The 23,614-nt window shown below is 60.1% G+C and carries 18 protein-coding genes and 1 pseudogene; 7 read left to right on the top strand and 12 right to left on the bottom strand.

Features of this window, described 5'->3' with window-relative positions:
• The 3 genes and pseudogenes from G5358_RS12740 to gyrB form a co-directional block, all read left to right on the top strand.
• Positions 1 to 267: pseudogene (locus G5358_RS12740) on the top strand (DNA polymerase III subunit beta); the annotation flags it as partial.
• A 2-nt stretch (positions 268 to 269) separates the two neighbouring features.
• Entirely contained in the window at positions 270 to 1,373 is a 1,104-nt protein-coding gene (gene recF / locus G5358_RS12735; protein ID WP_202004917.1) for a DNA replication/repair protein RecF, read from the top strand.
• Positions 1,370 to 3,781 carry a DNA topoisomerase (ATP-hydrolyzing) subunit B gene (gene gyrB, locus G5358_RS12730; RefSeq protein WP_076494165.1) on the top strand — a complete coding sequence of 804 codons (2,412 nt, stop codon included), beginning with the start codon at positions 1,370 to 1,372 and terminating at the stop codon, positions 3,779 to 3,781. The genes recF and gyrB overlap by 4 nt, the downstream gene beginning before the upstream one ends.
• A 99-nt stretch (positions 3,782 to 3,880) precedes the next feature.
• Here the strand turns inward: gyrB and G5358_RS12725 are convergent, their stop codons facing one another.
• Complete coding sequence (locus tag G5358_RS12725; protein ID WP_042054354.1) at positions 3,881 to 4,840, bottom strand: helix-turn-helix domain-containing protein; 960 nt, start codon at positions 4,838 to 4,840, stop codon at positions 3,881 to 3,883.
• A 95-nt stretch (positions 4,841 to 4,935) separates the two neighbouring features.
• Positions 4,936 to 5,706 carry an MBL fold metallo-hydrolase gene (locus G5358_RS12720; protein WP_421324193.1) on the bottom strand — a complete coding sequence of 257 codons (771 nt, stop codon included), beginning with the start codon at positions 5,704 to 5,706 and terminating at the stop codon, positions 4,936 to 4,938.
• A 280-nt stretch (positions 5,707 to 5,986) separates the two neighbouring features.
• Between G5358_RS12720 and G5358_RS12715 the strand changes: the two genes are divergently transcribed.
• Positions 5,987 to 6,400 (top strand): Hsp20 family protein, encoded by a 414-nt coding sequence (locus G5358_RS12715; protein ID WP_421324192.1) that lies wholly within the window; start codon positions 5,987 to 5,989, stop codon positions 6,398 to 6,400.
• A gap of 92 nt (positions 6,401 to 6,492) precedes the next feature.
• Complete coding sequence (locus G5358_RS12710; protein WP_005339297.1) at positions 6,493 to 6,933, top strand: Hsp20 family protein; 441 nt, start codon at positions 6,493 to 6,495, stop codon at positions 6,931 to 6,933.
• A gap of 72 nt (positions 6,934 to 7,005) precedes the next feature.
• Here G5358_RS12710 and G5358_RS12705 read toward each other — a convergent pair whose 3' ends face one another.
• On the bottom strand, positions 7,006 to 8,256 hold the full coding sequence (locus G5358_RS12705) for a valine--pyruvate transaminase (protein WP_236342419.1): 1,251 nt from the start codon (positions 8,254 to 8,256) through the stop codon (positions 7,006 to 7,008).
• Positions 8,257 to 8,549: 293 nt separating this feature from the next.
• Here G5358_RS12705 and G5358_RS12700 point away from each other — a divergent pair, with 293 nt between their 5' ends.
• Positions 8,550 to 8,783 carry a hypothetical protein gene (locus tag G5358_RS12700; RefSeq protein ID WP_107683417.1) on the top strand — a complete coding sequence of 78 codons (234 nt, stop codon included), beginning with the start codon at positions 8,550 to 8,552 and terminating at the stop codon, positions 8,781 to 8,783.
• Here G5358_RS12700 and G5358_RS12695 read toward each other — a convergent pair.
• Positions 8,713 to 9,537 carry an AraC family transcriptional regulator gene (locus tag G5358_RS12695; RefSeq protein WP_421324191.1) on the bottom strand — a complete coding sequence of 275 codons (825 nt, stop codon included), beginning with the start codon at positions 9,535 to 9,537 and terminating at the stop codon, positions 8,713 to 8,715. The two genes, G5358_RS12700 and G5358_RS12695, sit on opposite strands and share 71 nt — an antisense overlap.
• A gap of 92 nt (positions 9,538 to 9,629) precedes the next feature.
• Between G5358_RS12695 and G5358_RS12690 the strand changes: the two genes are divergently transcribed.
• The gene (locus tag G5358_RS12690; RefSeq protein ID WP_421324190.1) at positions 9,630 to 10,757 is read left to right on the top strand and encodes a multidrug effflux MFS transporter; all 1,128 of its coding nucleotides are present in this window, start codon (positions 9,630 to 9,632) and stop codon (positions 10,755 to 10,757) included.
• 4 nt (positions 10,758 to 10,761) lie between these two features.
• Here the strand turns inward: G5358_RS12690 and G5358_RS12685 are convergent, their stop codons facing one another.
• The 8 genes from G5358_RS12685 to G5358_RS12650 all read right to left on the bottom strand — a co-directional run.
• A complete protein-coding gene (locus G5358_RS12685; RefSeq protein WP_021230453.1) occupies positions 10,762 to 11,445 on the bottom strand; it encodes a response regulator in 684 nt (227 codons plus the stop codon).
• Between the two features lie 58 nt (positions 11,446 to 11,503).
• Positions 11,504 to 14,092 carry an ATP-binding protein gene (locus tag G5358_RS12680; RefSeq protein WP_421324189.1) on the bottom strand — a complete coding sequence of 863 codons (2,589 nt, stop codon included), beginning with the start codon at positions 14,090 to 14,092 and terminating at the stop codon, positions 11,504 to 11,506.
• A 126-nt stretch (positions 14,093 to 14,218) separates the two neighbouring features.
• Positions 14,219 to 14,746 (bottom strand): potassium-transporting ATPase subunit C, encoded by a 528-nt coding sequence (locus tag G5358_RS12675; protein WP_201991000.1) that lies wholly within the window; start codon positions 14,744 to 14,746, stop codon positions 14,219 to 14,221.
• A 62-nt stretch (positions 14,747 to 14,808) separates the two neighbouring features.
• Positions 14,809 to 16,866, bottom strand: coding sequence for a potassium-transporting ATPase subunit KdpB (kdpB, locus tag G5358_RS12670; RefSeq protein ID WP_421324188.1), 2,058 nt, complete (start codon positions 16,864 to 16,866; stop codon positions 14,809 to 14,811).
• A 64-nt stretch (positions 16,867 to 16,930) separates the two neighbouring features.
• Positions 16,931 to 18,628 carry a potassium-transporting ATPase subunit KdpA gene (kdpA, locus tag G5358_RS12665; RefSeq protein ID WP_421324187.1) on the bottom strand — a complete coding sequence of 566 codons (1,698 nt, stop codon included), beginning with the start codon at positions 18,626 to 18,628 and terminating at the stop codon, positions 16,931 to 16,933.
• 562 nt (positions 18,629 to 19,190) lie between these two features.
• The gene (gene gorA / locus G5358_RS12660) at positions 19,191 to 20,540 is read right to left on the bottom strand and encodes a glutathione-disulfide reductase (RefSeq protein ID WP_270820541.1); all 1,350 of its coding nucleotides are present in this window, start codon (positions 20,538 to 20,540) and stop codon (positions 19,191 to 19,193) included.
• A 76-nt stretch (positions 20,541 to 20,616) separates the two neighbouring features.
• Positions 20,617 to 22,584: an ATP-binding protein gene (locus G5358_RS12655; protein ID WP_245148451.1), complete on the bottom strand. Its 1,968-nt coding sequence runs from the start codon at positions 22,582 to 22,584 to the stop codon at positions 20,617 to 20,619.
• A 118-nt stretch (positions 22,585 to 22,702) separates the two neighbouring features.
• Positions 22,703 to 23,614: efflux RND transporter permease subunit (locus G5358_RS12650; RefSeq protein ID WP_421324186.1), on the bottom strand; the 912-nt coding region annotated here is incomplete at its 5' end.

Here is a 23,614-nt window from a genome sequence, read left to right as displayed (position 1 = left end):
CGTGGGGTGCGTCTCAATCTGCAGGAAAACCTGCTGCGCATCACCGCCAACAACCCGGAACAGGAAGAAGCCGAAGAACTGCTTGACGTACAATATGCCGCTGGCGAGATGGAGATCGGCTTTAACGTCTCTTATGTGCTCGACGTGCTGAATACGTTAAAATGTGACCAAATTCGGATTAGCCTGAGCGATTCCATCAGCAGTGCCATTATTGAGGATTTTGAACATCAGGATGCTCAGTACGTGGTGATGCCGATGCGGATCTAGTCGTGTCCCTGGTCAAACTCCAGCTCAGCGACTTTCGCAATATCCAGCAAGCCAGTCTCAAGCTGTCGCCCGGCCTCAACATTCTGGTCGGGTGCAATGGCAGCGGCAAGACCAGCGTGCTGGAAGCCATTCACTACCTTGGTCTGGGGCGCTCCTTTCGCACTCATTTGACCGGGCGGGTCATCCGCCAGGGAGAGAGGGCCTTTACCCTGTTTGCCCAGTGTGAACTGGAGGGGCGTCAGGTACCGATCGGTCTTGCCAAAGACAAGAGTGGCGAGACCCAGCTCAAGATTGCCGGGGCGCAGGCCCAGCGGCTGGCCGATTTGGCGGAGCTGTTGCCGGTGCAGTTGATCCATCCTGATGGTTTCAACCTGCTGACGGGCGGGCCTCAGGCTCGCCGCGCCTGGCTCGATTGGGGTGTCTTCCATCAGGAGTCGACCTTCTTTGCCCTGTGGGGGCGAGTGCGGCGGCTGCTGAAACAGCGCAATGCGCTGCTGCGCCAGAGCACCCAGTACCGCCAGCTGGCGTTCTGGGATCAGGAGTTGGTGCGGCTGGGTGGTGAGCTGGCCGAGTTTCGCGCCAGTTATTGTCAGGCCATTACGCCCCTGATCAAGGAAATGACGGCGGATTTTCTGCCGGAATTCGATATCAGTCTCGGCTTTTACCGGGGCTGGGAGAAAGATACTCCCCTCGGCGATCTGCTGGAGGCGGGGTTTGAGCGGGATCGGGCGCTGGGCTATACCGGTGTCGGTCCACAAAAAGCCGATGTGCGCCTCAAGGCGAACGGGGTGCCCGCTCAGGATATTTTGTCCCGGGGTCAGCTGAAGTTGCTGGTCTGCGCCATGCGACTGGCCCAAGGGCTCTATTTGAATCAACATAGCAGCCGTGGCTGTATTTTTTTAATTGACGATTTTGCCTCTGAACTGGATGTCGACAAGCGCCGCTTGCTGGCCGCAAGGCTGAAGCAGTGTGCGTCCCAGGTGTTTATCACCGCCATCGACACCGGTCAGCTCGCAGACATGATGGATGCGAATGACTGCAAGTTGTTCCACGTGGAACAGGGTAAAATCTCCGAAACGTTAGAGAAGGCAGAGAGTAAGCTATGAGTGAAAATACTTACGACTCCTCGAATATCAAGGTGCTGAAGGGCCTGGATGCGGTCCGCAAGCGCCCGGGGATGTATATCGGCGATACGGATGATGGCTCGGGTCTGCACCACATGGTGTTCGAGGTCGTCGATAACTCCATTGACGAGGCGCTCGCTGGCTACTGCTCCGATATTCAGGTCAAGATCCATTCCGATGGCTCCGTCTCCGTGCGCGATAACGGCCGTGGTATTCCGGTCGATATTCACCCGGAAGAGGGCCGATCCGCTGCCGAAGTCATCATGACCGTGCTGCACGCTGGCGGTAAGTTCGATGACAACTCCTACAAGGTTTCCGGTGGTCTGCACGGCGTCGGCGTCTCCGTTGTTAACGCGCTCTCTGACAAGCTGCTGCTGACCATTCGTCGTAACGGCCACGTCTACGAACAGACCTATCATCTGGGTGAGCCGCAAGCGCCGCTCAAGCAGATTGGCGACAGCACCGGCACCGGTACTGAAGTTCGCTTCTGGCCGAGCCCGACCATCTTCAGCGACACCCTGTTCCACTACGAGATCCTGGCCAAGCGCCTGCGCGAGCTCTCCTTCCTCAACTCCGGTGTTTCCATCCGTCTGATGGATGAGCGTGACGGCCGTGAGGCGCACTTCTGTTACGAAGGCGGCATCAAGGCGTTCGTTGAATACCTGAACCAGAACAAGACCCCGATCCACCCGAAGGTGTTCCATTTCACCACCGAGCAGGATGGTATCGGCGTTGAAGTGGCGATGCAGTGGAACGACGCCTATCAGGAAGGGGTCTACTGCTTCACCAACAACATCCCGCAGCGGGATGGTGGTACTCACCTCGTTGGCTTCCGTACCGCACTGACCCGTACTCTGAACTCCTATATGGACAAAGAGGACTACAGCAAGAAGGCCAAGTCTGCCGCTAGTGGCGACGACGTGCGTGAGGGTCTGATTGCCGTTATCTCCGTCAAGGTGCCGGATCCCAAGTTCTCCTCCCAGACCAAAGACAAGCTGGTCTCTTCCGAAGTGAAGACCGCAGTTGAGCAGGCGATGGGTGAGAAGCTGGCGGACTTCCTGCTGGAAAACCCGGGCGATGCCAAGATCGTGGTCAACAAGATCATCGATGCGGCCCGTGCCCGCGAAGCGGCCCGCAAAGCCCGCGAACTGACCCGCCGCAAAGGCGCGCTGGATATCGCCGGTCTGCCCGGTAAGCTGGCTGACTGTCAGGAAAAAGACCCGGCTCTCTCCGAACTCTACATAGTGGAAGGGGACTCTGCTGGCGGTTCCGCCAAGCAGGGTCGCAACCGTAAAAACCAGGCCATCCTGCCGCTCAAGGGTAAAATCCTGAACGTAGAGAAGGCCCGTTTCGACAAGATGATCTCCTCGCAAGAGGTGGGCACCCTGATCACCGCACTGGGTTGCGGTATCGGTCGCGACGAGTACAACCCGGACAAGCTGCGTTATCACAACATCATCATCATGACCGATGCGGACGTCGATGGTGCGCACATCCGAACCCTGCTGCTGACCTTCTTCTATCGTCAGATGCCGGAAATCATCGAACGTGGCTACGTCTACATCGCCCAGCCGCCGCTCTACAAGGTGAAGAAGGGCAAGCAGGAGCAGTATCTGAAAGACGAAGACGCGCTGCTGCAGTACCAGACCGCCATGGCGCTGGATGGTGCTACCCTGCACGTCAACGAGTCTGCCCCGGCCATCGGTGGCGAGGCATTGGAGCGTCTGGTCAACCAGCACCGCTCGGTGACTCACCTGATCACCCGCATGTCTCGTCGTGCGCCCGAAGCCGTGCTGACCCAGCTGATCTATCAGCCGGAGTTGAACGAAGCACTGCTGAACAGCGAGAGCGATCTGCTGGCTTGGTGTCAGGGTATGGAAGCCGTGCTCAACGAGAGCAACCACGGTATCCAGTACCAGATCCAGGTTCGTCGTGACGAAGAGCGCAGCCTGTACGTGCCGCACGCCGTAGTACGTCAGCACGGTGTCGACCGTGAATATCCGCTTAGCTACGACTTCCTGCAGTCCGGTGAATACCGTCAGCTGGTTTCGCTGGGCAAGGAGATCGCCAACCTGATTGAGGAAGGTGGTTTCATCAAGCGTGGCGAGAAGGTGAAGCCGGTTGCCAACTTTGTGGAAGCCGTCGAGTGGTTGATGGGCGAAGGCAAACGCGGCATCTACATCCAGCGCTATAAAGGGCTGGGTGAGATGAACCCGGACCAGCTGTGGGAAACCACCATGGATCCGGAAGCCCGTCGTATGCTGCGCGTCACCATCGACGACGCCGTCGGTGCTGACCAGCTCTTCTCCACCCTGATGGGTGATGCCGTTGAGCCCCGTCGTGACTTTATCGAGACCAACGCCCTGCGCGTAGCCAACCTCGACGTCTAATCGACGCAGTCAGACAGCAAAAAGCCGCTCCCTGTGAGCGGCTTTTTGTTTTTGGGCGAAAGAAGTTGCACGTTCCACGTGAAACATCGTGCTTTGGTATCAGGGGTTTTGGCCACGAAAAGATCGTCGCCACTCGCTGGGGGAGATGGCAAAGCGGCCGCGGAAGTGGTTGCGCAAAGAGGTGGCACTCTTGAAGCCAACCAGCTCGGCAATGCGATCGATTGAATGGCCGCTTACCTCCAGCAGCTCCTGACTGCGCCTGAGCCGCTCCGCCAGCAGCCATTCACCCACCGAGAGGCCGGTAGCCTGATGAAAACGGCGGGTAAAGGTGCGGCGGCTCATCAGGGTGTGGGCCGCCAGAGAATCCAGGGTGTGGGGTTCGGCCAGATGGGCACGCAGGTGATCGAGCAACTGGTTCATCCTGACATCGCGGGTGGAGGCGGGCACCGGCTGTTCGATAAACTGGGCTTGGCCCCCTTCCCGGTGAGGCGGGATCACCAGCCGCCGCGCCACCTTGTTGGCGATGGCCGAGCCGTGGTACTGGCGTACCAGATAGAGGCAGCAGTCCAGTCCGGCGGCGGTACCTGCCGAGGTGACCAGCCCCTCGTCATCCACATAGAGGGCGTTGGTATCGAGCTGCACGCAAGGAAAGCGGCGACAGAAATCCTGTTCGTACTCCCAGTGGGTCGATGCTTTGCGACCATTAAGTAGTCCGGCGTAGGCGAGCACATAGGTGCCAAGACAGAGCCCGACCAGCCTGGCACCTCTGGCTCTGGCGGCAATCAGGGCATCGAGCAGCGCTGCGGGTGGCCGTGCTGCCGGGTCGTGCCAGAAGGGGATGACGATGATCTCCGCCTCGGCCAGCACCTCCAGCCCATAGGAGGCCTGAATGGTGAAGCCTTGTGCCGAGTGTGCGTGGCGGTTGCCATCGCCGCAGCAGATCTTGAGCTCGAACAGCGGCTGGCCCGGCAGAATATCGCCGAAGATGAGGCAGGGGACGGCGCAGTGAAAAAGGCTGAAGTGATCGAAGGTCACCACGGCAACGATCGGGGTGGTCATGGTGTTGGCTCCTCTCTACGCGCAGACCTCTCATCATAAGCGTTTGGCAGTGAAAGCCGAAGGGCCATGCGCGCTGTTCGGCATGGCCCAGTCAGTTACAGCGAGAGAGCCTCGCCATCCGCCGGTATCCACACCCGATCCATCATGCCTCGCTCGGTCAGATAGGTATGAAGTTCCTGACGTGACAGCACGGCGTGGTTGACCGCCTCCATATGGCTAGCGATCAGCGTGGCTTGCGGTGCGGCCTGATAAACGGCGGCGACATCCTCCTTGCCCATGATGATGGAACCGAGTCCGGGCACCTGTGCATCGCCACAGTTGAGGATGATGACCTCGGGTTGATGCTGTTGCAGGGCTTGTTTGACCGAGGGATGCCAGATGGTATCACCGGCCAGATAGAGGCTCTGTTCATCGGGGTGGGAGAAGACCACACCGCACGCTTCTCCCATGCGCTCGCCCAGTACCGCCATCAACTGGTCGCTGCCGTGCTGGCCACCGGTCTGCTGCAGGCGAATGCCGGCAAACTCGGGCTGGTCGCTCAGCAGGCGCACATCCTCAAAGCCACTGGCACGAATGGCATCGGCATCTTTCTGGTGTTGCACCAAGAGCGGCAGATGTTTGGGGATCAGGGCTCTGGCTGCGTCATCCCAGTGGTCGGGATGGTCGTGGGTGACGATAACGGCATCCACATCGACCAGCTCATCGATCGGTAGCGGCAGATCGACCAGCGGATTGCGCAGATGGCTGTTGGCGGTGCCCTCAAAGCCGGGGAAGTCTCCCTTGGCCGAGAGCATGGGGTCGATCAGAAAGCGGGTGCCGGCATAGTCGAGCAGCAAGGTGGCGTTGCGAACCTGGGTAATCTTCATGAGATGGCTCCATGTTGGCTGGTGGATATGCAACCAATTATGGGGTGAGGAGCGCATTTCCATCAGTGGCCCACGGGTCGATTATCATCACTATCGGGCCAACAGGTTGATGTTCTACAGGCCGGTGCGGCCATTTAAAAAATTTGAAAAAATCCCCTTGAAAGGAAAAAGTGAGCCCCTATATAGGTAACAAGGCCGGAACGCTCGACAGAGGTTTCGACCAGGCGCCCGTCCATAAGGAGGGCAAACAATCCGTTATCGCTCATAAGAGGGTAATACTATGCGTTCTATCGACTTTTCTCCGCTCTATCGTTCTGCCATCGGTTTCGATCGTCTGGCCAATCTCATCGAATCTGCGGCCAGCAATGGCAATGCCGGTTATCCCCCCTACAACATCGAGCAGTTGGGTGACAACGACTACCGTATCAGCATGGCAGTAGCGGGCTTTACCCAGGAAGAGCTGGAGCTGAGCTTCCAGGAAAATTTGTTGACGGTGAAGGGCAACAAGCAGGCCGATACCGGGCGCAGCTATCTCTATCAGGGGATCGCCGAGCGTGGTTTTGAGCGCCGCTTCCAGCTGGCCGACTATGTGCGGGTGAAAGGGGCCGACCTGAAAAACGGCTTGCTGCACATCGAGCTGGTGCGTGAAGTGCCCGAGGCGATGAAGCCGCGCAAGATCGAGATCAACGGCTGATAGCCTGAATTCACTGAAATTTTAAAATTTCCCGGGTGCCGATAACGGGCCTGTGGAGAGTTGAACCTGTTGCTTATTAGAAGGATAGGATTATGCGTAACCTCGATTTTTCTCATCTCTATTCCAATGCCGTCGGCTTCGAGCGGATGGCCCGTGAGCTGGAAGGTCTGTTCGAGCAGAAGACCGCCGCTTACCCCCCGTACAACATTGAAAAGCGCGATCAGGATGGCTATCGCATTACGGTCGCCGTGGCTGGCTTCGAGCGCGAAGAGCTGGAGCTGGAGACCGAAAACGGCACCCTCAAGGTGAAGGGGCGCAAAGGGGCTGCGGCCGGTGAGCGTCAGTTCCTCCATCAGGGGATTGCCGAGCGCGACTTCGAGCTCGCCTTCAAGCTGAGCCAGCACGTGGAGGTGCAGGGTGCCAAGCTGGAGCATGGTCTGCTGACCATCGATCTGGCGCGCGAACTGCCGGAGGCGCTCAAGCCCCGAGCCATCCCCATCGGCAAACCCGAGCAGCTGGCGCTGCCCGGCTAAGCAAACCGGATCGCGATAAACAATAAAGGCCTGCAGATGCAGGCCTTTCTGTTTTTGGCTGGTCGGACTGACTTAGCCGGCGTAGAGGGCGTTGATTTCATCGGCCAGAATGGCGATGCCGCGGCGCACCAGCTCTTCGCTCTGGGAGTAGTTGAGGCGGATGCACTCCTGGCTGTGGCGCCACTCGGGGTCGTCGATGCCGGGGAAGAAGTAGTGACCCGGCACGATCAGCAGGTTCTTCGCTTTCAGTCGCTCATAGAGCTCCTGACAGTGGATCGGCAAGCCTTCAAACCAGAGCCAGAGGAAGAGAGCCCCTTCAGGCTTGTGGATATGGAAGCGCGGGTCGGGGATCGCTTCGCGCAGCAGCTGCACCGCCAGCTCCGCCTTCTGCTGATAGAAGGGCTTCACCACCTGTTCGCTGAGGGCGATGATCTCGCCGCTCTCGATCATCGGGATGGTGATGGCGGGGCCCAGACTGCCCGGTGCCAGATTGATGATGCCGCTCAGGTTGGTGATGGCCTGAATGATCTTCTCGTCGGCGATGACGATGCCGCAGCGGGTGCCCGGCAGGCCGAGCTTGGAGAGGCTCATGCAGAGGATGGTATTGGCGTTCCAGAACGGCTTGGCCTCGCTGAAGATGATGCCCGGGAAGGGCACGCCGTAGGCGTTGTCGATCAGCAGCGGAATCCCCTTGTCGCGGGCGATCTGATCGAGGTGTTCGATCTCTTCGTCGGTCAGCACGTTGCCGGTGGGATTGGTCGGGCGGGAGACGCAGATCACCCCGATATCGTCACCCACCTGCAGGCTCTCGAAATCCACATGGTATTTGAACTGGCCATCGGGCAGCTTCTCAATGGTGGGCTTGTAGGCCACGAAGTAGTCGTCGGCCAGCGCCGAGTCGGCATAGCCGATGTACTCGGGGGCGAGCGGGAACAGCACCTTCTTCTTGCGGCCATCGGCAAATTCGCCGGCCAGCAGGTTGAACAGGTAGAAGAAGGCATTCTGACTGCCATTGGTCAGGGCGATATTGCGGGCCGAGATATCCCATCCCAGCTCCTTGCTGAGCAGGGCTGCCAGCGCTTTGGTGAACCTGTCTTTGCCCTGTGGGCCATCGTAGTTGGCCATCGCCTTCACCAGTTCGCCGTTGTCGAGCAGGGTTTTGGCCTCGGCCTGAAAGCGCTCCAGCATGGCGGGGATGGGGGCCGGATTGCCGCCACCCAGCATGATGGCGTCCGGATTGGTCAGCCCCTGATTGAGGTCATCCATGAGTTGGGTAATGCCGGCGTGGCGAGTGAACTTCTCGCCGAACAAGGAAAATTCCATTCAGTGACAGATCCAGATTTGAGTTACGGGGATGTAGCACCATAGCTCAGTTTAAAAGCGGGTGTCGATCAAAAAGATGGGACGTTCCACGTGGAACATGGCGCAAAAATCAAGCGTGGTTAAAAGCACCAACTGTTGGTTTAAAAATGACCGAGCGGGATGCATTTTGCGACTCAATTTGGTATCGAGATATAGTTAATTTAAACAAAATCATCACGTTATGAATTGCGTGAGGATTGGCACAACTATTGGAATAGCTATCTGGTCATCTCAACCATACCGGAGCAAACCAGATGAAAAGCCTGATCGCTACCCTGATTGTGAGTGCCCTGAGCCTGAACGTGATGACCAACGAAAACCCGCGGCCCGAGCTGGAGAGTACCCAGTTGGAGCAGGATGTGCAGAGCGAGTTGCAACAAGCATCCCATGCCGTGGTGCAGGATGCGCTGCACAATCTCAAGCCGCTGGCGCTGGATACCCTGGTGGTGGAGGCGAGTCAGGCAGTGGCGACTCACCCCGAGAGCTGAGATAGCGCAGGGGAGTCTGCCCCGTATGTTGTTTGAAGAAGCTGATAAAGGCGCTGTCGCTGGAGAACTCCAGCGCAGCGGCAATCCGGCTGATGGGCTCGCTTTCTGCCAGCAACTCCATGGCGCGCAACAGCCGCCACTGCTGACGCCACGCCTGGTAGCTCATGCCGGTCTCCCGCATAAAGATGCGGCCAATGGTCTTGTCACTGGCACCTACCCGTTCGGCCAGCTGGTTGAGCCGAGCGGGCAGGGCATCTCCCCGTTTTAACTGCTGTAGCCAGCCGCCCAGTCTGGGATCGGTCGGTAGCGGCAACTGCCACGACTCCCGCGGTGCCAGCCCCAACTCCTCCATAAACAGTCCTACCGTCCGTTGCTGCTGCTCTTGCGGTTTGTCCCACGGCCAGAGTGCCATCCGTTCGATCAGTTCGTGCAGCAGCGGATTGACCGCCAGCACCTCCACCGTGCCGGGCAGCTCGGGGTGCGGCTGGAAGTAGAGGGATCGGTAGGCGACGACACCACGCATCAGTACCCGGTGGGCGGTGCCCGCCGGCAGCCAGGCAGCGCGGGTGGGCGGTAGCAGGCAGACCCGACCTTCCAGCTCCATGGTCATGCAGCCGGATTGGGCGAACAGCAGCTGATAGCGTTGATGTTGATGTAGGCCCGAGTCGTGCCAGCCGAGGGCGGAGGCAATGCCGATCACGCTGCCGGTCAGCTGGTCAGGGTCAAAAGGGTGATCGGGAAGAATAAAGGCCATATGTCCGATTTTTGATGTTTATAGTCCTGCTTATTGTAATCAGACAATTGGCATCTCTCTAGAATGGCGACCTCTTGTGAAGGAGGTTTGTCATGAACAACAAGTTGCCACCGCTCTGGCTGGTTGTGGGATTGATGATGTTTCCCCAAATTGTGGAGACCATCTACAGCCCGGTCCTGACCCACATCGCCAGCCAGTTTCAGGTGAGCGAAGGGCAGGCATCCCAGACCCTGTCGGTCTATTTTCTGGCGTTTGCGGTGGGCGTGGTCTGCTGGGGACGGCTCTGCGATCTGATTGGGCGGCGTCCCGCCATGCTGGCGGGTCTGCTCACCTATGGCGTCGGCACCTTGCTGGCGCTGCTGGCTAATCAGTTTGAAACCCTGCTGCTGGCCCGGGTTATCTCGGCTTTTGGCGCCGCGGTGGGATCCGTGGTGACCCAGACCATGCTGCGCGACAGTTATCAGGGCAGCGATCTGGCGCGGGTCTTCTCGGTGATGGGCATAGCGCTCTCACTCAGCCCGGTGCTGGGGTTGCTCAGTGGCGGGCAGCTGGCGAGCGGGTTCGGTTATCTCGGGGTATTCAGCGGTCTGCTGATACTGGCGGCTCTCTTGCTTCTGGTTGCCTGCTGGCAGCTGCCGGAAACCCGTCCGGCCACCACCCGACAAGTCGCACTCTGGCCGCTGGCGTGCCGGATGATGAAGGATGGCGGACTCTGGCGCAGTGCCATGCTGGTCGCCCTGTTCAACACCATGCTGTTTGGCTACTACAGTCTGGCCCCCTTCCTGTTTGCCGGATTGGGATTGAGCACCGGCGAGTTTGGCTATTCGGGGATCTTGCTGGCGCTGGCGACTCTGCTCGGCAGCCTGCTCAACAAGCATCTGCTGGGGAGGGGGTGGCTGCCGTCATCTCTGGTCAGATTGGCTTGCGCTCTGGCGCTGGTTGCCGGGCTGCTGGTATGGGCGACTCAGGCCAGCCTCTGGTTCCTGTTGCCCATGATGGGTGTAGTCATCGCTTTTGGGCTGGCGATCCCCAATGTGCTGAGTCAGGCGCTGCTGGCCTATCGCGAGGTGGCAGGCAGCGCTGGCGCCCTGTTCGGGCTTGGCTACTACCTGCTGCTCAGTCTGGGGTTGGCGGTAGCGGCCGGATTGCAGGATCTCGGCCTGTTGCTGAGTGGCTGCGGTCTATTGGCGCTGATTTGCAGTGGGCGTCGTTCCACGTGAAACATCAGTTGCCGATAAAGCGGTAGCCGATACCTGATTCGGTCTCGATAAGCGTCGGTTGCTGGGGGTTATCCCCCAGCTTTTTGCGCAGACTGGCGATGACGATGCGCAGGTAGTGGGTGTCTTCCTTGTGGCTCGGCCCCCAGATGTCGTTGAGCAGCTGGGTCTGCATCACCAGCTTACCAGGGTGGCACACCAGCGCCTGCAGCAGGGCGAACTCTTTGCGGGAGAGGGGGATCTCCTCCTCTCTCATGGTCACCTTGTGGCTGCTGATATCCAGCGTCAGGCCGCATTGGGGGAAGTGGCGCCGCTCGCCGCTGCTGACTCCAGCCCGTTGGCGCAACAGCACGCGAATGCGGGCCATCATCTCGCCGATGCCGAACGGCTTGCTCATGTAGTCGTTGGCACCGGCATCCAGCAGCCGCACCTTCTCCTGCTCCGAATCGCGGGCCGACAACACCAGCACCGGATTGGGGTGGTGCTCGCGAATGGCCTGCAATACCTGAATACCATCGCCATCCGGCAGACCGAGATCGAGGATCACCAGATCGGGGTTGAGGTGGCGATACTGCTCCAGCCCTTCATTGACCCCCACCGCCTCACTCACCTGATGCCCCTCGGCAATCAGGCTGATCCGCAGAAAGCGACGGATCGCCGCTTCATCATCTATGACCAGAATGTGCGCCATCGAACCTCCAGAGGCGAATGGTGGGAGGGGCTGAGTGACCCGATCTGGCGGTCAACCATCAGACCTCCGGTGAATTGAGCGCGAGCGGCAGGGAGATGCGCATGCAGGTGCCGTTGCCATTGGGGCCGGAGAAGGCCCAAATCTTGCCGCCGTGGGCCTCTATCATAGCGCGGGAAATGGCGAGGCCAAGCCCGGTGCCACGGCTACCGCAATCGCCAACCGGCTGGGTGTAGAAGAGGTTGAAGATCTTCTCCCGATCCGACTCGGCGATACCGACCCCGATATCGATGATGTCGATGATGAGGTCGGGTTCGGCCACCATCACCTTGAACTCGATGGGTGTGCCAGCCGGCGAGTAGCGAGAGGCGTTGTCGAGGATATTGACCAGCACCTGTTCGATCAGGGCGCCATGGACATAGAGCTGGGGCACATGCTGATCGAAATGGACCCGCAGCTTGTGCTGGCGCCAGGAGGATTCGAGCCGCTTGCGGGCGCTCTCCACCAGATCCGCCAGATCGACCCAGTCCCGTTTCAGCTGGAAGTCGGGGGAGCCGATGCGGGTCATATCCAGCAGATTCTGCACATAGCTGTGCAGGCGGCGCGCCTCCTCCTGCACCGAGTGGAGCAGTTCGTCACGGTCTTCGGCGGGGATCCGGTCACCATATTCCAGCAGGGTGCTGCCGGCGCCCATGATGGTGGCCAGCGGCGTTTTCAAATCGTGGGAGACCGAGGAGAGCAGGGCCGCGCGCATCCGGTCGGTCTCCGCCTGCAGCTGGCTGTCGGCCAGCCGCTCGTTGAGGTCGATCCGCGCCAGTGCGGCGCGAATATCGGTGAGCAGCGCCTGCAGCTGGTGCTCGGCAGAGGAGGAGAGCGGATTGGCCAGCGTTATGCCGATCACCAGATCATCGCTGAGGTGGTGATACTGGGCCTCGGCGGCATTGAGGGTGGCGGTGTGGGCCCCGGCGCTCTGCTTCTGGGCCAGACACCAGTCGATGGCCGCCTTGTCGGTCTGGCCGGGCCTGTGCTTCTCGTTGCCGAGCCGATCGTTGAACTCCTTGTCGATCACCACGGTTGGCTGGCCGAGCGCCAGTGAAATGGCCTGGGCACCTTGTCTGAGCACCTCCTCCGGGCTGCTGGCGGTGGCCAGCCCCTGACTGAGGGAGAGCAGGGCATTGCCCAGCTGCTGGGTCTCGCGCAGACCGATCAGCTGTTGCCGCTGGCGGGAGGCGAGCCGCCCCGCCGTCATGCCGACGATAAGCAGCACAAACAGGGTGAGCAGGTCGCTGTGGTTGGCGACGCTCAGGGAGAAGTAGGGGGCGGTGAAGAGCAGATTGTGGGCGATAAAGCCCAGCACCGCCGCCAGTGTGGCGGGCACCAGACTGGTGGTGAGGGCTGTCGCCAGCACCCCCAGTACAAAGATGAGCGGCAACGCTGCTGGCGGCAGCCAGTAGGAGAGCCCCCAGGCGGCGGCCGAGGTGATCCCCATGATCACCACTGCCAGCAGGCTGTGGTGAATATCTTTCGGAGTCGGGACGCGCATCCCCACTTCGGGCTTCTGCTTCTCGGTATCGACCAGCGTGATTTCGAGCCCCTGCGCCTGCTTGAGCAGGTGCTGCACCAGCGAGCGGCGCCATGGCGCCTTGTGAGGTTTGCCGAGCAGAAGCTGGGAGACCTGTTGCTGTTCGGCGGTCTCCAGCAGGGTGTTGGCGACCGCCGGGCTGGATAGCGTCAGCACCTTGGCACCGAGGTGGGAGGCGAGCGCCAGCGCCTGCTCCACATCGGCTGAGCGGCGGCCATTGCTGTCGACATGCACCACCAGCCAGGGGAGTTGGCGGCGCTGGGCAAAGCGGTGGCCGTAGCGCACCAGCGCCGAGCCGTGCAGGTCACCGAGGCAAACCATCAGCTTGCCCCGCAGCGGCAAGGTGCTCTTGCCTGCAGCCTGCCACTGCAGTTGCAGATCGCCCTCCACATGGCTGGCGGCGGTCTGCATCGCCAGCTCCCGCAATGCGGTGAGGTTGTTGAGGGAGAAGAAGGATTGCAGGGCAGCCTTGGCCTGATGGGGCACATAGACCTTGCCCTCCTTGAGGCGGCCGAGCAGCTCCTTGGGGGGCAGGTCGATCAGCACCAGACTGTCGGCTTCCAGCAGCACCTGATCGGGCAGGGTCTCTTTCACCCTGACCCCGGTCAGCTGCCACACCAGATCGTTGAGGCTCTCCAGATGCTGCACGTTGAGGGTGGTGTAGACGTCGATCCCGGCGTTGAGCAGCTCCTCCACATCCTGCCAGCGCTTCTCGTGGCGGCTGCCGGGGGCGTTGCTGTGGGCCAGCTCGTCCACCACGGCGATGGCCGGTTTGCGGGCGAGCAGACCGTCGAGATCCATCTCCTCCAGTCGCTGCTGGCGGTGCATGTGGATCTTGCGCGGCATGATGGCGAGCTTGTCGAGCAGAGCCAGCGTCTCCTGCCTGCCGTGGGTCTCCACCACGCCGATCAGGATGTCTACCCCCTCTTTGGCCTGCTCCCGCACCGCCTGCAGCATGGCGTAGGTCTTGCCCACGCCGGGAGCGGCGCCGAGAAACACCTTCAGCTTGCCCTTGTGCTCCTGTTCCAGACTCGCCAGCAGGGCGTCGGCCCTTACCTCATCACGCATCCCCATGCTCCTGCATCAGACTCGTCAGCAGGGCATCAGCGCTTGCTACATCAGCCATTGTTATCCCTATCGAGCCAACCGCCCGTTGCGAAAATCGAGGTCATCACCAAACCGGAATGGGCACCATCAGGCGCCCTTTTGATGATCCAGTTGCAGATTCAGCTGGAGAATGTTGACCACCTGCGGGCCAAGGATACCAGCTTGTGTGGCCGACTTGACCTGCTCCGTCAGTTGGGCGGGATCCAGTCCACGTTCTTTGGCGACGCGGTCGACCTGAGCCAGTACCGCATCCAGCGGCAGGTGGGGATCGAGGCCGGAGGCGGAGCGGGTCAGCATGGCGGGGGAGCTGGTTCCCGGCTGTGCCTTGGCGGCCTGTTCGGCAAACTCTGCCCGCAGCGGTGAGCTCATCCCCAGATTGCTGGCGCTGCCGCCTATGGTGTTGAAATCGCTGGCGGAGGGACGGGGATGGAAGTAGTCAGCCCGCTCGAATTTCTGCCCCAGCAGGGCGCTGCCGATCAGTTGCTGCTTGCTGTCGGTCAGCTGGCTGCCGTTGGCCTGCCAGGGGAACAGCAGTTGGGCCAGCCCGGTCACCGCCAGCGGATAACCCACGCCCAGCAGCAGGGTCAGGGTCAACAGGGTTCTGATTGCTATCATGATTCTCTTGCTCCAAAAGGATGGTTGGGGATGCGGGTCTGACCCGCATCCCGGTTATGTCGTTACACCAGACCCAGGCCGGTAATGACCAGATCGATCAGCTTGATGCCGATAAACGGCACCAGCAGGCCGCCGACACCGTAGATCAGCAGGTTGCGGCGCAGCAGGCTGGCGGCCGAGCCTTTCAGGTCGACACCACGCAGTGCCAGCGGCACCAGCGCCACAATGATCAGGGCGTTGAAGATGATGGCCGACAGGATGGCGCTCTGCGGGCTGCCCAGCTGCATCAGGTTCAGTGCCCCCAGTTGCGGGTAGGCGGCGATGAACAGGGCTGGCAGGATGGCAAAGTACTTGGCCACGTCGTTGGCGATGGAGAAGGTGGTCAGGGCGCCACGGGTCACCAGCAGCTGTTTGCCGACCAGCACCACATCCAGCAGCTTGGTGGGGTTGGAGTCGAGATCCACCAGATTGCCCGCCTCCTTGGCGGCCTGGGTACCCTCGTTCATGGCCAGACCCACATCAGCCTGTGCCAGTGCCGGTGCATCGTTGGCACCGTCGCCGCACATGGCGACCAGACGACCATCGGCCTGCTCCTGCCGGATATAGGCGAGCTTCTTCTCCGGCGTCGCTTCGGCGATGAAGTCATCCACCCCGGCTTCGGCGGCGATGGCTGCGGCGGTTTTCGGGTTGTCGCCGGTGATCATCACGGTACGGATCCCCATATGGCGCAGGATCTGGAAGCGAGCCTTGATACCGGGCTTGATGATGTCCTTGAGGTAGACCACCCCCAGCAGTTTCTCCTGAGTACAGACCAGCAGCGGAGTCCCACCCTGACGGGCGATGCTGTCGACTGACTTGAGCACCAGCTCAGGTACCGCCTTGCGGTCGAGGCTGAGGTAGTTCAGCACGGCATCTACCGCACCCTTGCGATATTGATGACCGTTGCGATCCAGTCCGCTCAGCCGGGTTTCGGCGCTGAAGGGGATCACCTTGTCGCTCTCCAGCTGGCTCGGCTTGGCCATGCTCTTGCTGGCCAGAGTCAGGATGGATTTGCCCTCCGGGGTGTTGTCACCCAGCGAGGCCAGCATGGCTGCTTGCGCCAGCAGGGCAGGGTCAACGCCGGGAGCCGGGATCAGTTCGTCAGCCATCCGGTTACCGAAGGTGATGGTGCCGGTCTTGTCCAGCAGCAGGGTGCGCACATCACCGGCCGCTTCGACGGCACGGCCAGACTTGGCGATGACGTTCAGCTTCACCAATCGATCCATACCGGCAATGCCGATGGCGGAGAGCAGGCCGCCGATGGTGGTCGGGATCAGGGTGATAAAGAGAGCGATCAGGTAGAGGCGCGGGACTTGGGTGCCGTTGTAGTCGAGGAACCAGGGCAGGGTAGCGACCACCAACAGGAAGATCAGGGTCAGGCCCACCAGCAGGGCGTCGAGCGCCATCTCGTTGGGGGTCTTCTGGCGCTTGGCCCCTTCCACCAGTGCGATCATCCGATCCAGCGTGCTCTCGCCCGGATTGTTGCTGACGCGCACCCAGATCTCGTCGGAGACGACCGTCGTGTTGCCGGTCACGCCGCTGCGGTCGGTGCCCGACTCGCGGATGACGGGGGCGGATTCGCCAGTGATGGCGGCCTCGTTGACCGAGGCGATACCGGCGATCACTTCGCCGTCGGCCGGGATCATCTCACCGCTGCGTACCAGCACCAGATCCCCCTTCATCAGGCTGGTGGCGGGGACCCATTCGCCCTGACCATCTTTGGCATTCGCCACCCGGCGGGCCTTGAGCTGGCTCATGCCCGCTTTCAGGCTGTCGGCGCGGGCCTTGCCGCGCCCCTCGGCCAGGGTTTCCGCGAAGTTGGCAAACCAGAGGGTGAGCCAGAGCCAGGTGGTCAATTGCCAGGCCAGCGAAGGGGCGACGCCGGAGAGCGGCTGCCCCAGCAGGGACTCCACCGTCGCCATGACTGCGGCCAGCCAGAGGGTGAACAGGATGGGGCTGCCAAACAGCGCCTTGGGATTGAAGCGATAGAGGGCCTCAATCATTGCCTGGATGATCTGTGATTTCTGTTTTTTGCCCTTCACCAACATGGTGTCGGTGCTCATTGCAGTGGACTTGCTCATTGGAAAGCTCCCAGCATCAGATAGTTGGCCATTGGCATCCGGATGGTGATCGACAGGGTCAGGTTCATCCGAATGCCCCTCCGATCAGGCTCAGGTGTTCGGCCACCGGGCCCAGTGCCAGCACCGGCAGGAAGGAGAGGCCACCTATCAGCAGGACGGTGATGATCAGCAGGGTAACGAACAGCAGGCCGCTGATGGGGAAGTCTCCTTCGCTCGTCTCCTGACGGGGCGCACGGGCCAGCTGACCGGCGATGGCCAGTACCGGAATGATGTAGCCGAAGCGACCGAGCAGCATGGCCAGACCGATGGCGATGCACTGCCAGTTGTCACCGGCGGCAAAACCGGCGAAGGCAGAGCCGTTGTTGCCGGCAGCCGAGGCGTAGGCATAGATGAGGCGTGACAGACCGTGCGGGCCATCATGGCCGATGATGGTGCTCGCATCCGGCATCAGCAGGGTGACACCACCGATCACCAAAACCCCCACCGGCATGACTAACATGCTGGCGACCACCCACTTCATCTCGGTGATGCCGAGGCGTTTTCCCAGATAGGTTGGGGTACGTCCCACCATCAGTCCACACAGGAACACGGTCAGCAGCACGAACAGCATCATGCCGTAGATACCGGAGCCGACCCCGCCGAAGATGACCTCGCCCAGCAGCATGTTGATCATGCCCACCATGCCACCGAGCGGAGTAAAGCTGTCGTGCATGGCGTTGACGGCACCGTTGGAGGCGGCAGTGGTCGCCACTTCCCAGATGCTGGAGAGCACAGGGCCGAATCGGCTCTCCTTCCCTTCCCAGTTGCCAGTCATGTTGCTGGCGTCAGTGGTGAGCTGGGCGAGGGCGTGATCCGGTTTCAGCTCCTGGGAGAGGGAGACGAAGAGCCCCAGCACCAGCATGAGGGTCATGGCGCCGAGAATGGCGCGGCTGTGGGCCATGTCTTTCACATAGCGGCCCAGAGTAAAGACCATGGCGGCAGCGATGGTGAGCAGGGCGACCATCTCCAGCCAGTTGGAGAGGGCTGTCGGGTTCTCGAACGGATGTGCCGAGTTGATGCCGAAGAAGCCGCCGCCGTTGGAGCCAAGCTGCTTGATGGCGATCTGAGAGGCCGCCGGGCCGAGGGGCAGCAGCTGCTCCTGACCTTCCACACCGTGGAACGGCAGATAGGCTGACAGGCTTTGCGGCACCCCTTGCCATACCAGCACCAGCGCCATGATCAGCGCGATGGGCAGCAGCACATAGAGGCAGAAACGCACCAGATCCTGCCAGAAGTTGCCAAGGTTGATGGTCTGCTGACGAGCGATACCGCGGAACAGGGCAATGGCGACGGCGGCGCCCGTCCCTGCGGAGACGAAGTTTTGGGTGGTCAGGCCCACCATCTGGCTGAAGTAGGAGAGGCTGGCCTCACCGGAATAGGCTTGCCAGTTGGTGTTGGTCATAAAGCTGACCGCGGTGTTGAATGCCAGTTGCCAGCTCAGACCCGGCAGTTGTTGCGGGTTGAGGGGCAGCAACCCCTGAGCCATCAGGATCAGGAACAGCAGACCGAAACCGGCGCCGTTGAAGGCCAGCAGGCTGAGGGCGTAGGACTTCCAGTCCTGCTCCCGCCCATCGGTGCCACAGCAAGCCAGTGTGGCGCGCTCGACCGGTGCCAACCAGCGGATTTTGCCTTCAAATACCCGGTAGATGTAGTTGCCCAGCAGCGGTGCCGGCAGCAGAACCAGTAGTACGAAGGCCACCGGATAGATTATTTCTTGCCACATGTTCTAGTTCCTCACTCGTGGTCACGGTGCGTCAGGGCACGCATTGGATTGCTCACGAGGCTCGGCAGTTTGCTGGCCACCGGGTAGATAATTTCTTGCTGCATATAGGTAGTCCCTCACTCGTGACTGCGCGTGAGTGCGCGCATCAGATAGGCCATCAAGGCGAGGACGAGCAGCAGATATAGCCAATTCATATCGACTCCATTGAGATAATTAGCTGCGAGAGCCGATGTAAGACCATATCGACTCTGTTGGTGTCATTGACGCTGAAAAGGGTATGTAAAACAGGCGTAAAGGCGCCATAAAGCGCCATGTGGCAGGCGTAAAATCGGCGTAAAGAACGACGGATTTGCGAGAGAAATGGCGAGGAGGGATCAAAAAACCCGGCCTGAGCCGGGTTTGGGAGAAGGGGTTAGATGGTTGTCGAAGCCGGCTCCTCGTGAAAGGTCAACTTCAAACGTACCTATCGCATTGTCACGAACTCTTCAGCGCTGGTGGGATGAGGCATGGGAACGCAGTTGTTGAAGTTGGCCTGATAATGACAGGCCAACTTCATCTGCCCTTAACGCATAGTGACGAACTCTTCTGCACTGGTCGGATGGATCGCCACGCAGTTGTCGAAGTCCGCCTTGGTGGCACCCATCTTCATGGCGACGCCGAAGCCTTGCAGGATCTCGTCCATCGCAAAGCCGATACCGTGCAGACCGACCACCTTCTCTTCCGGGCCGACGCAGACCAGCTTCATCCGGGTGGGCTGGCGATGCTGAGTCAGTGCCGAGTACATGGCGGTGAACTGGCTGCGGTAGACCTTCACCTGGTCCTCGCCGTATTGGGCGATGGCTTCCGGTTCGGTCAGGCCTATGGTGCCGATGGGCGGGTGGCTGAACACCACGGTCGGCACCAGATCGTAGTTGAGGTGCTCGTTCGGCTTGTTGTTGAACAGCCGTTCGGAGAGGCGACGGCCCGCGGCGACAGCCACCGGGGTGAGTTGGATGCGCCCCGTGTTGTCACCCACTGCATAGATGTTGGCGACGGAGGTGTTCTGGAACTTGTCGGTCGGGATAAAGCCCTTCTCGTCCAGCGTGATGCCAGCGGCAGCCAGGTTGAGGTTGTCGGTAGCCGGTACCCGGCCGATGGCCCAGATCAGGCAGTCAACGGTGAGGTGGCGACCATCTTCCAGTTGCAGGGTAAGGCTGTTGTCAGCGTTCTTGAGCACGGCTTTGGGAATGGCGTGGGTGTGCAGCTTGGGCCCTTCCTGCGCCATGATTTCGACCAGAGTCTCGTGGATCATGGGGTCGAAGTTGCGCAGCGGCGCGTGCTTGCGCACCACCAGATGGGTCTCTGAGCCGAGTGCCTGCATCACGCCAGCGATCTCGACTGCGATGTAGCCAGCACCCACCACGGCAACCCGCTTGGGCTGGCTTTGCAGGTCAAAGAAACCGTCGGAGTCGATACCCAGCTCGGCACCCGGGATGGCCGGAATTTCCGGGCGGCCACCGGTAGCGATCAGGATATGATCGGCCGTGTAGTGCTCGCCATTAACCTCGATGGTGTTGCTGCTGACGAAGCGGGCGAAGCCCTTGATGACGGTGATCTGGTTCTTGCCCAGCACGTTCTGATAGGACTGGTGAATGCGGCCTATGTAGGCCTGGCGGGACTCGACCAGCTTGGCCCAGTTGAAGTGGTTGAGGGTGGTGTCAAAGCCGTAGTCGGCGCCATATTTCAGGGCATCGGCGATCTGGCCTGCATACCACATAGCCTTCTTCGGTACGCAGCCTACGTTGACGCAGGTTCCACCCAACTCTTTGGCTTCAATCAGGGCAACTTTCTTACCGTACATGGCAGCCCGGTTGGCAGAAGCAATACCGCCGCTGCCGCCGCCGATGGCGATATAGTCAAAATGCTGTGCCATTGCGAGGTTCTCCGCTCATTAAGAATGCAATCACAGCATGATGGGGATAAAGCGGCTGGCTCACAAGAGCCAGCACTCAGTTATGTTGGATCGGCAGGCGAATATGGAACTGGGCGCCCTGGCCCGGTTCGCTGGCACAGCTGATACGGCCTTTCAGCAGTTGCACCACCAGGTTGTAGATGATGTGGGTGCCCAGACCGCTGCCACCCTGACCCCGCTTGGAGGTGACGAAGGGATCGAAGATGCGCGGCAAGATTTCGGGCGGGATGCCGCGGCCATTGTCCGAATAGTCGATAAACAGCTCCTCTCCCTGCTGTTCCACCTTGATGGTGATCTTCTTCGGTTTGTCCCAGTTGTCGAACCCGTGGTTGATGGAGTTGAGGATCAGGTTCGAGTAGATCTGGGTAAAACTGCCCGGGAAGGAGAATATAGACAGCTTGGGATCGCACTGGATATCCACTTCGCACTGGCTCTTCTTCAGTTTGTGGCCAAGCGAGACCACCACCTGATGGAGGTTGTCGGCGAGGCTGAAGTTGTAGCGTGCTTCCGATGACTGGTCGACCGCCACCTGCTTGAAGCTGGCAATCAGCTCGGAGGCGCGCCGCAGGTTGCTCTGCAGCAGCTGCATCGACTCGTCGAGGTTGACGGTGAACTCGTTGAGATAGGAACGCGACAGCTGTTTTGACTCTATATGAGATTTGAAATCGGCAACCCGTTCCTGCAGGTAGGAGGAGGCGGTCACACTGATGCCGATTGGGGTATTGATCTCGTGTGCCACCCCGGCCACCAGCGAGCCGAGGGAGGCCATCTTCTCCGACTCCACCAGGGTTTGCTGGGCTTGTTTCAGGTCGTCGTACGCCTTGCCCAGCTGGTTGTTGGCTTCGCTCAGGCTGCGGGTACGCTCCACCACTTTTCCTTCCAGCTGCTCGTTGAGCTGGATTATCTCCCGCTCGACCTTTTTCAGCTGGGTGATGTCGTAGCCGAAGCCGATCTGGTACTTGAGGTTCGGCCCTTCATAGAAGGGTACGAAGGTCCACTGCAGCACCAGCTCGTGGGCCTGCTGGTCATGCATGATGACCTCTTTGTCCGCCAGTGAACCTTCCGCCGCCAGAATATCGTTCAGCTCTTCCCGTTGCGCCGGGCTGACAAAGAGATCCAGCCAGTTGTGTTGCAACAGCTCCTGCTGGTGGTAGCCGGTCAGCAGTATGGCTGCCGGGTTGATGCTGGCGATGGTCAAGTCTGGTTCCATGCAGCAGATGACCATGTTGGCGGAGTTGATCAGGGTGGCGGAGAAATCCCGCTCCTGTTGCAGCTGTTCCACCGCCTGATGACGAGCGACCAGCTCGTCACGTAGCCGGGTGCGCATCTGGTTGAGGGTGGATACCAGGGTATCCAGTTCGTCGGGTTTCTTGCGCGGCTGCGGGCGGCCTTCCAGCTCCAGCGCCATGTCGAGCCGATCGAGGTTGAACTTCTGGGCGTAGTTGGCGATGCGGTTGATGTGCCTGACCACCAGATAGTAAATGATGATCAGGATACAAAATGAGACCACCAGGGTCTTGATGGTCTGGCTGACCATGATCAGCACTGACTTCTCAATCAGACGCTGGTAAATCTGCTCCAGCGACGCGGCGACAAACAGCTTGCCGACAATTTCCCCCTGATAGGTGAGATTGAACTCCTGGGAGATGTCATAGCTTTCCCGTTCCACTCCCTGGGTCAACAGTGGCACTTCGGAGTTGCCGAGCATCTCCTTGACCATCACAAACTGCATGTTAGGCAGGTTCATGATCCCTTCGATCTGCACCTTGACCTGCTCCTCATCGAGGTTCCACAAGCTGGCGGCAATAGGTTGCAAAAAGGAGGCTTCGATCTGGCCGATGCTGTCTTCGATGACGGCGACATCCTTGCGGTAATCCCAGGCGAGTTGCAGCACCGTAATGATCATCGCCAATACGGTACTACACACCAGAATATAGGAGAGCAGGCGGTATGAGAGTCCGTTGCGGCCTACGGCCTCGGCGGTCTTGGAGATGAGTCCTGACATGGCGTCCTTGCGGTCTGGATGTTGTGTTTTTTAGTTTAACTGCTTCATGGACTTATGTCGTCTTTCCTGCGAACCATAAAAAAGGCCCCGTATCGGGGCCTTGGCAAGTGATTGATGATCAGTGTCCGCCGTTTGCCTTGGGCGGAATGGTTTCATCGAATACCGGCAAGGGTTTGTGCTCGGAAGCCAGATAGGTGTAGATCACCGGCAGTACGAACAGGGTGAACAGGGTACCGATAGCAAGGCCTGCCACGATGACGATACCGATGCTGAACCGTTGTGCTGCACCGGCGCCTGCGGCGTAGAGCAGCGGGATCAGACCGGCAATCATGGCGGCGGTGGTCATCAGGATCGGACGCAGACGCACCTTGGCGGCTTGCATCACGGCTTCCATCCGGTTCATGCCGCGCAGCAGCTGCTCTTCCTTCGCTACTTCACAGATCAGGATGCCGTGCTTGGTAATCAGACCCACCAGGGTGATGAGGCCCACCTGGGAGTAGATGTTCATGGTCGCTAGTCCCCATGCCAGGGCAATCAATGCTCCACTGATGGCGAGCGGGACAGAGACCATGATGACCAAGGGGTCACGCACCGACTCGAACTGGATCGCCAGCACCAGGAAGATGATGGCCAGTGCCAGCGCGAAGGTGGCATAGAGCGCATTGCCTTCGGTGACGAACTGACGGGCTTCACCCATGAAGTCGTAACGATAGCCTTGCGGCAGCTTCTCGTCGGCGGTGGTCTGGAACCAGTTGATCGCATCACCCATGGCCACACCCGGAGCCGGAACGGCACCGATAGTGGCGGAGTTCAGCTGGTTGAAGTGGGGCAGGGCGCGGGGCTCGCCAACCACTTCAATGGTGATCAGGCTGCCGAGCGGGATCGACTTGCCATCTGCGGCCCGCACGTAGTAGCCCTTGATGGACTCCGGATTGAGACGGTATTTGCGCTCGACCTGCGGGATCACCTCGTAGGAGCGGCCATCCAGGTCGATACGGTTGACGTAACCGTCCGCCATCATGGTGCCCAT

Source organism: Aeromonas sp. 604176, from assembly GCF_049170755.1.
GTDB classification, from domain to species: domain Bacteria; phylum Pseudomonadota; class Gammaproteobacteria; order Enterobacterales; family Aeromonadaceae; genus Aeromonas; species Aeromonas veronii_A.
This window is presented reverse-complemented; position numbering and strand designations above follow the sequence as displayed.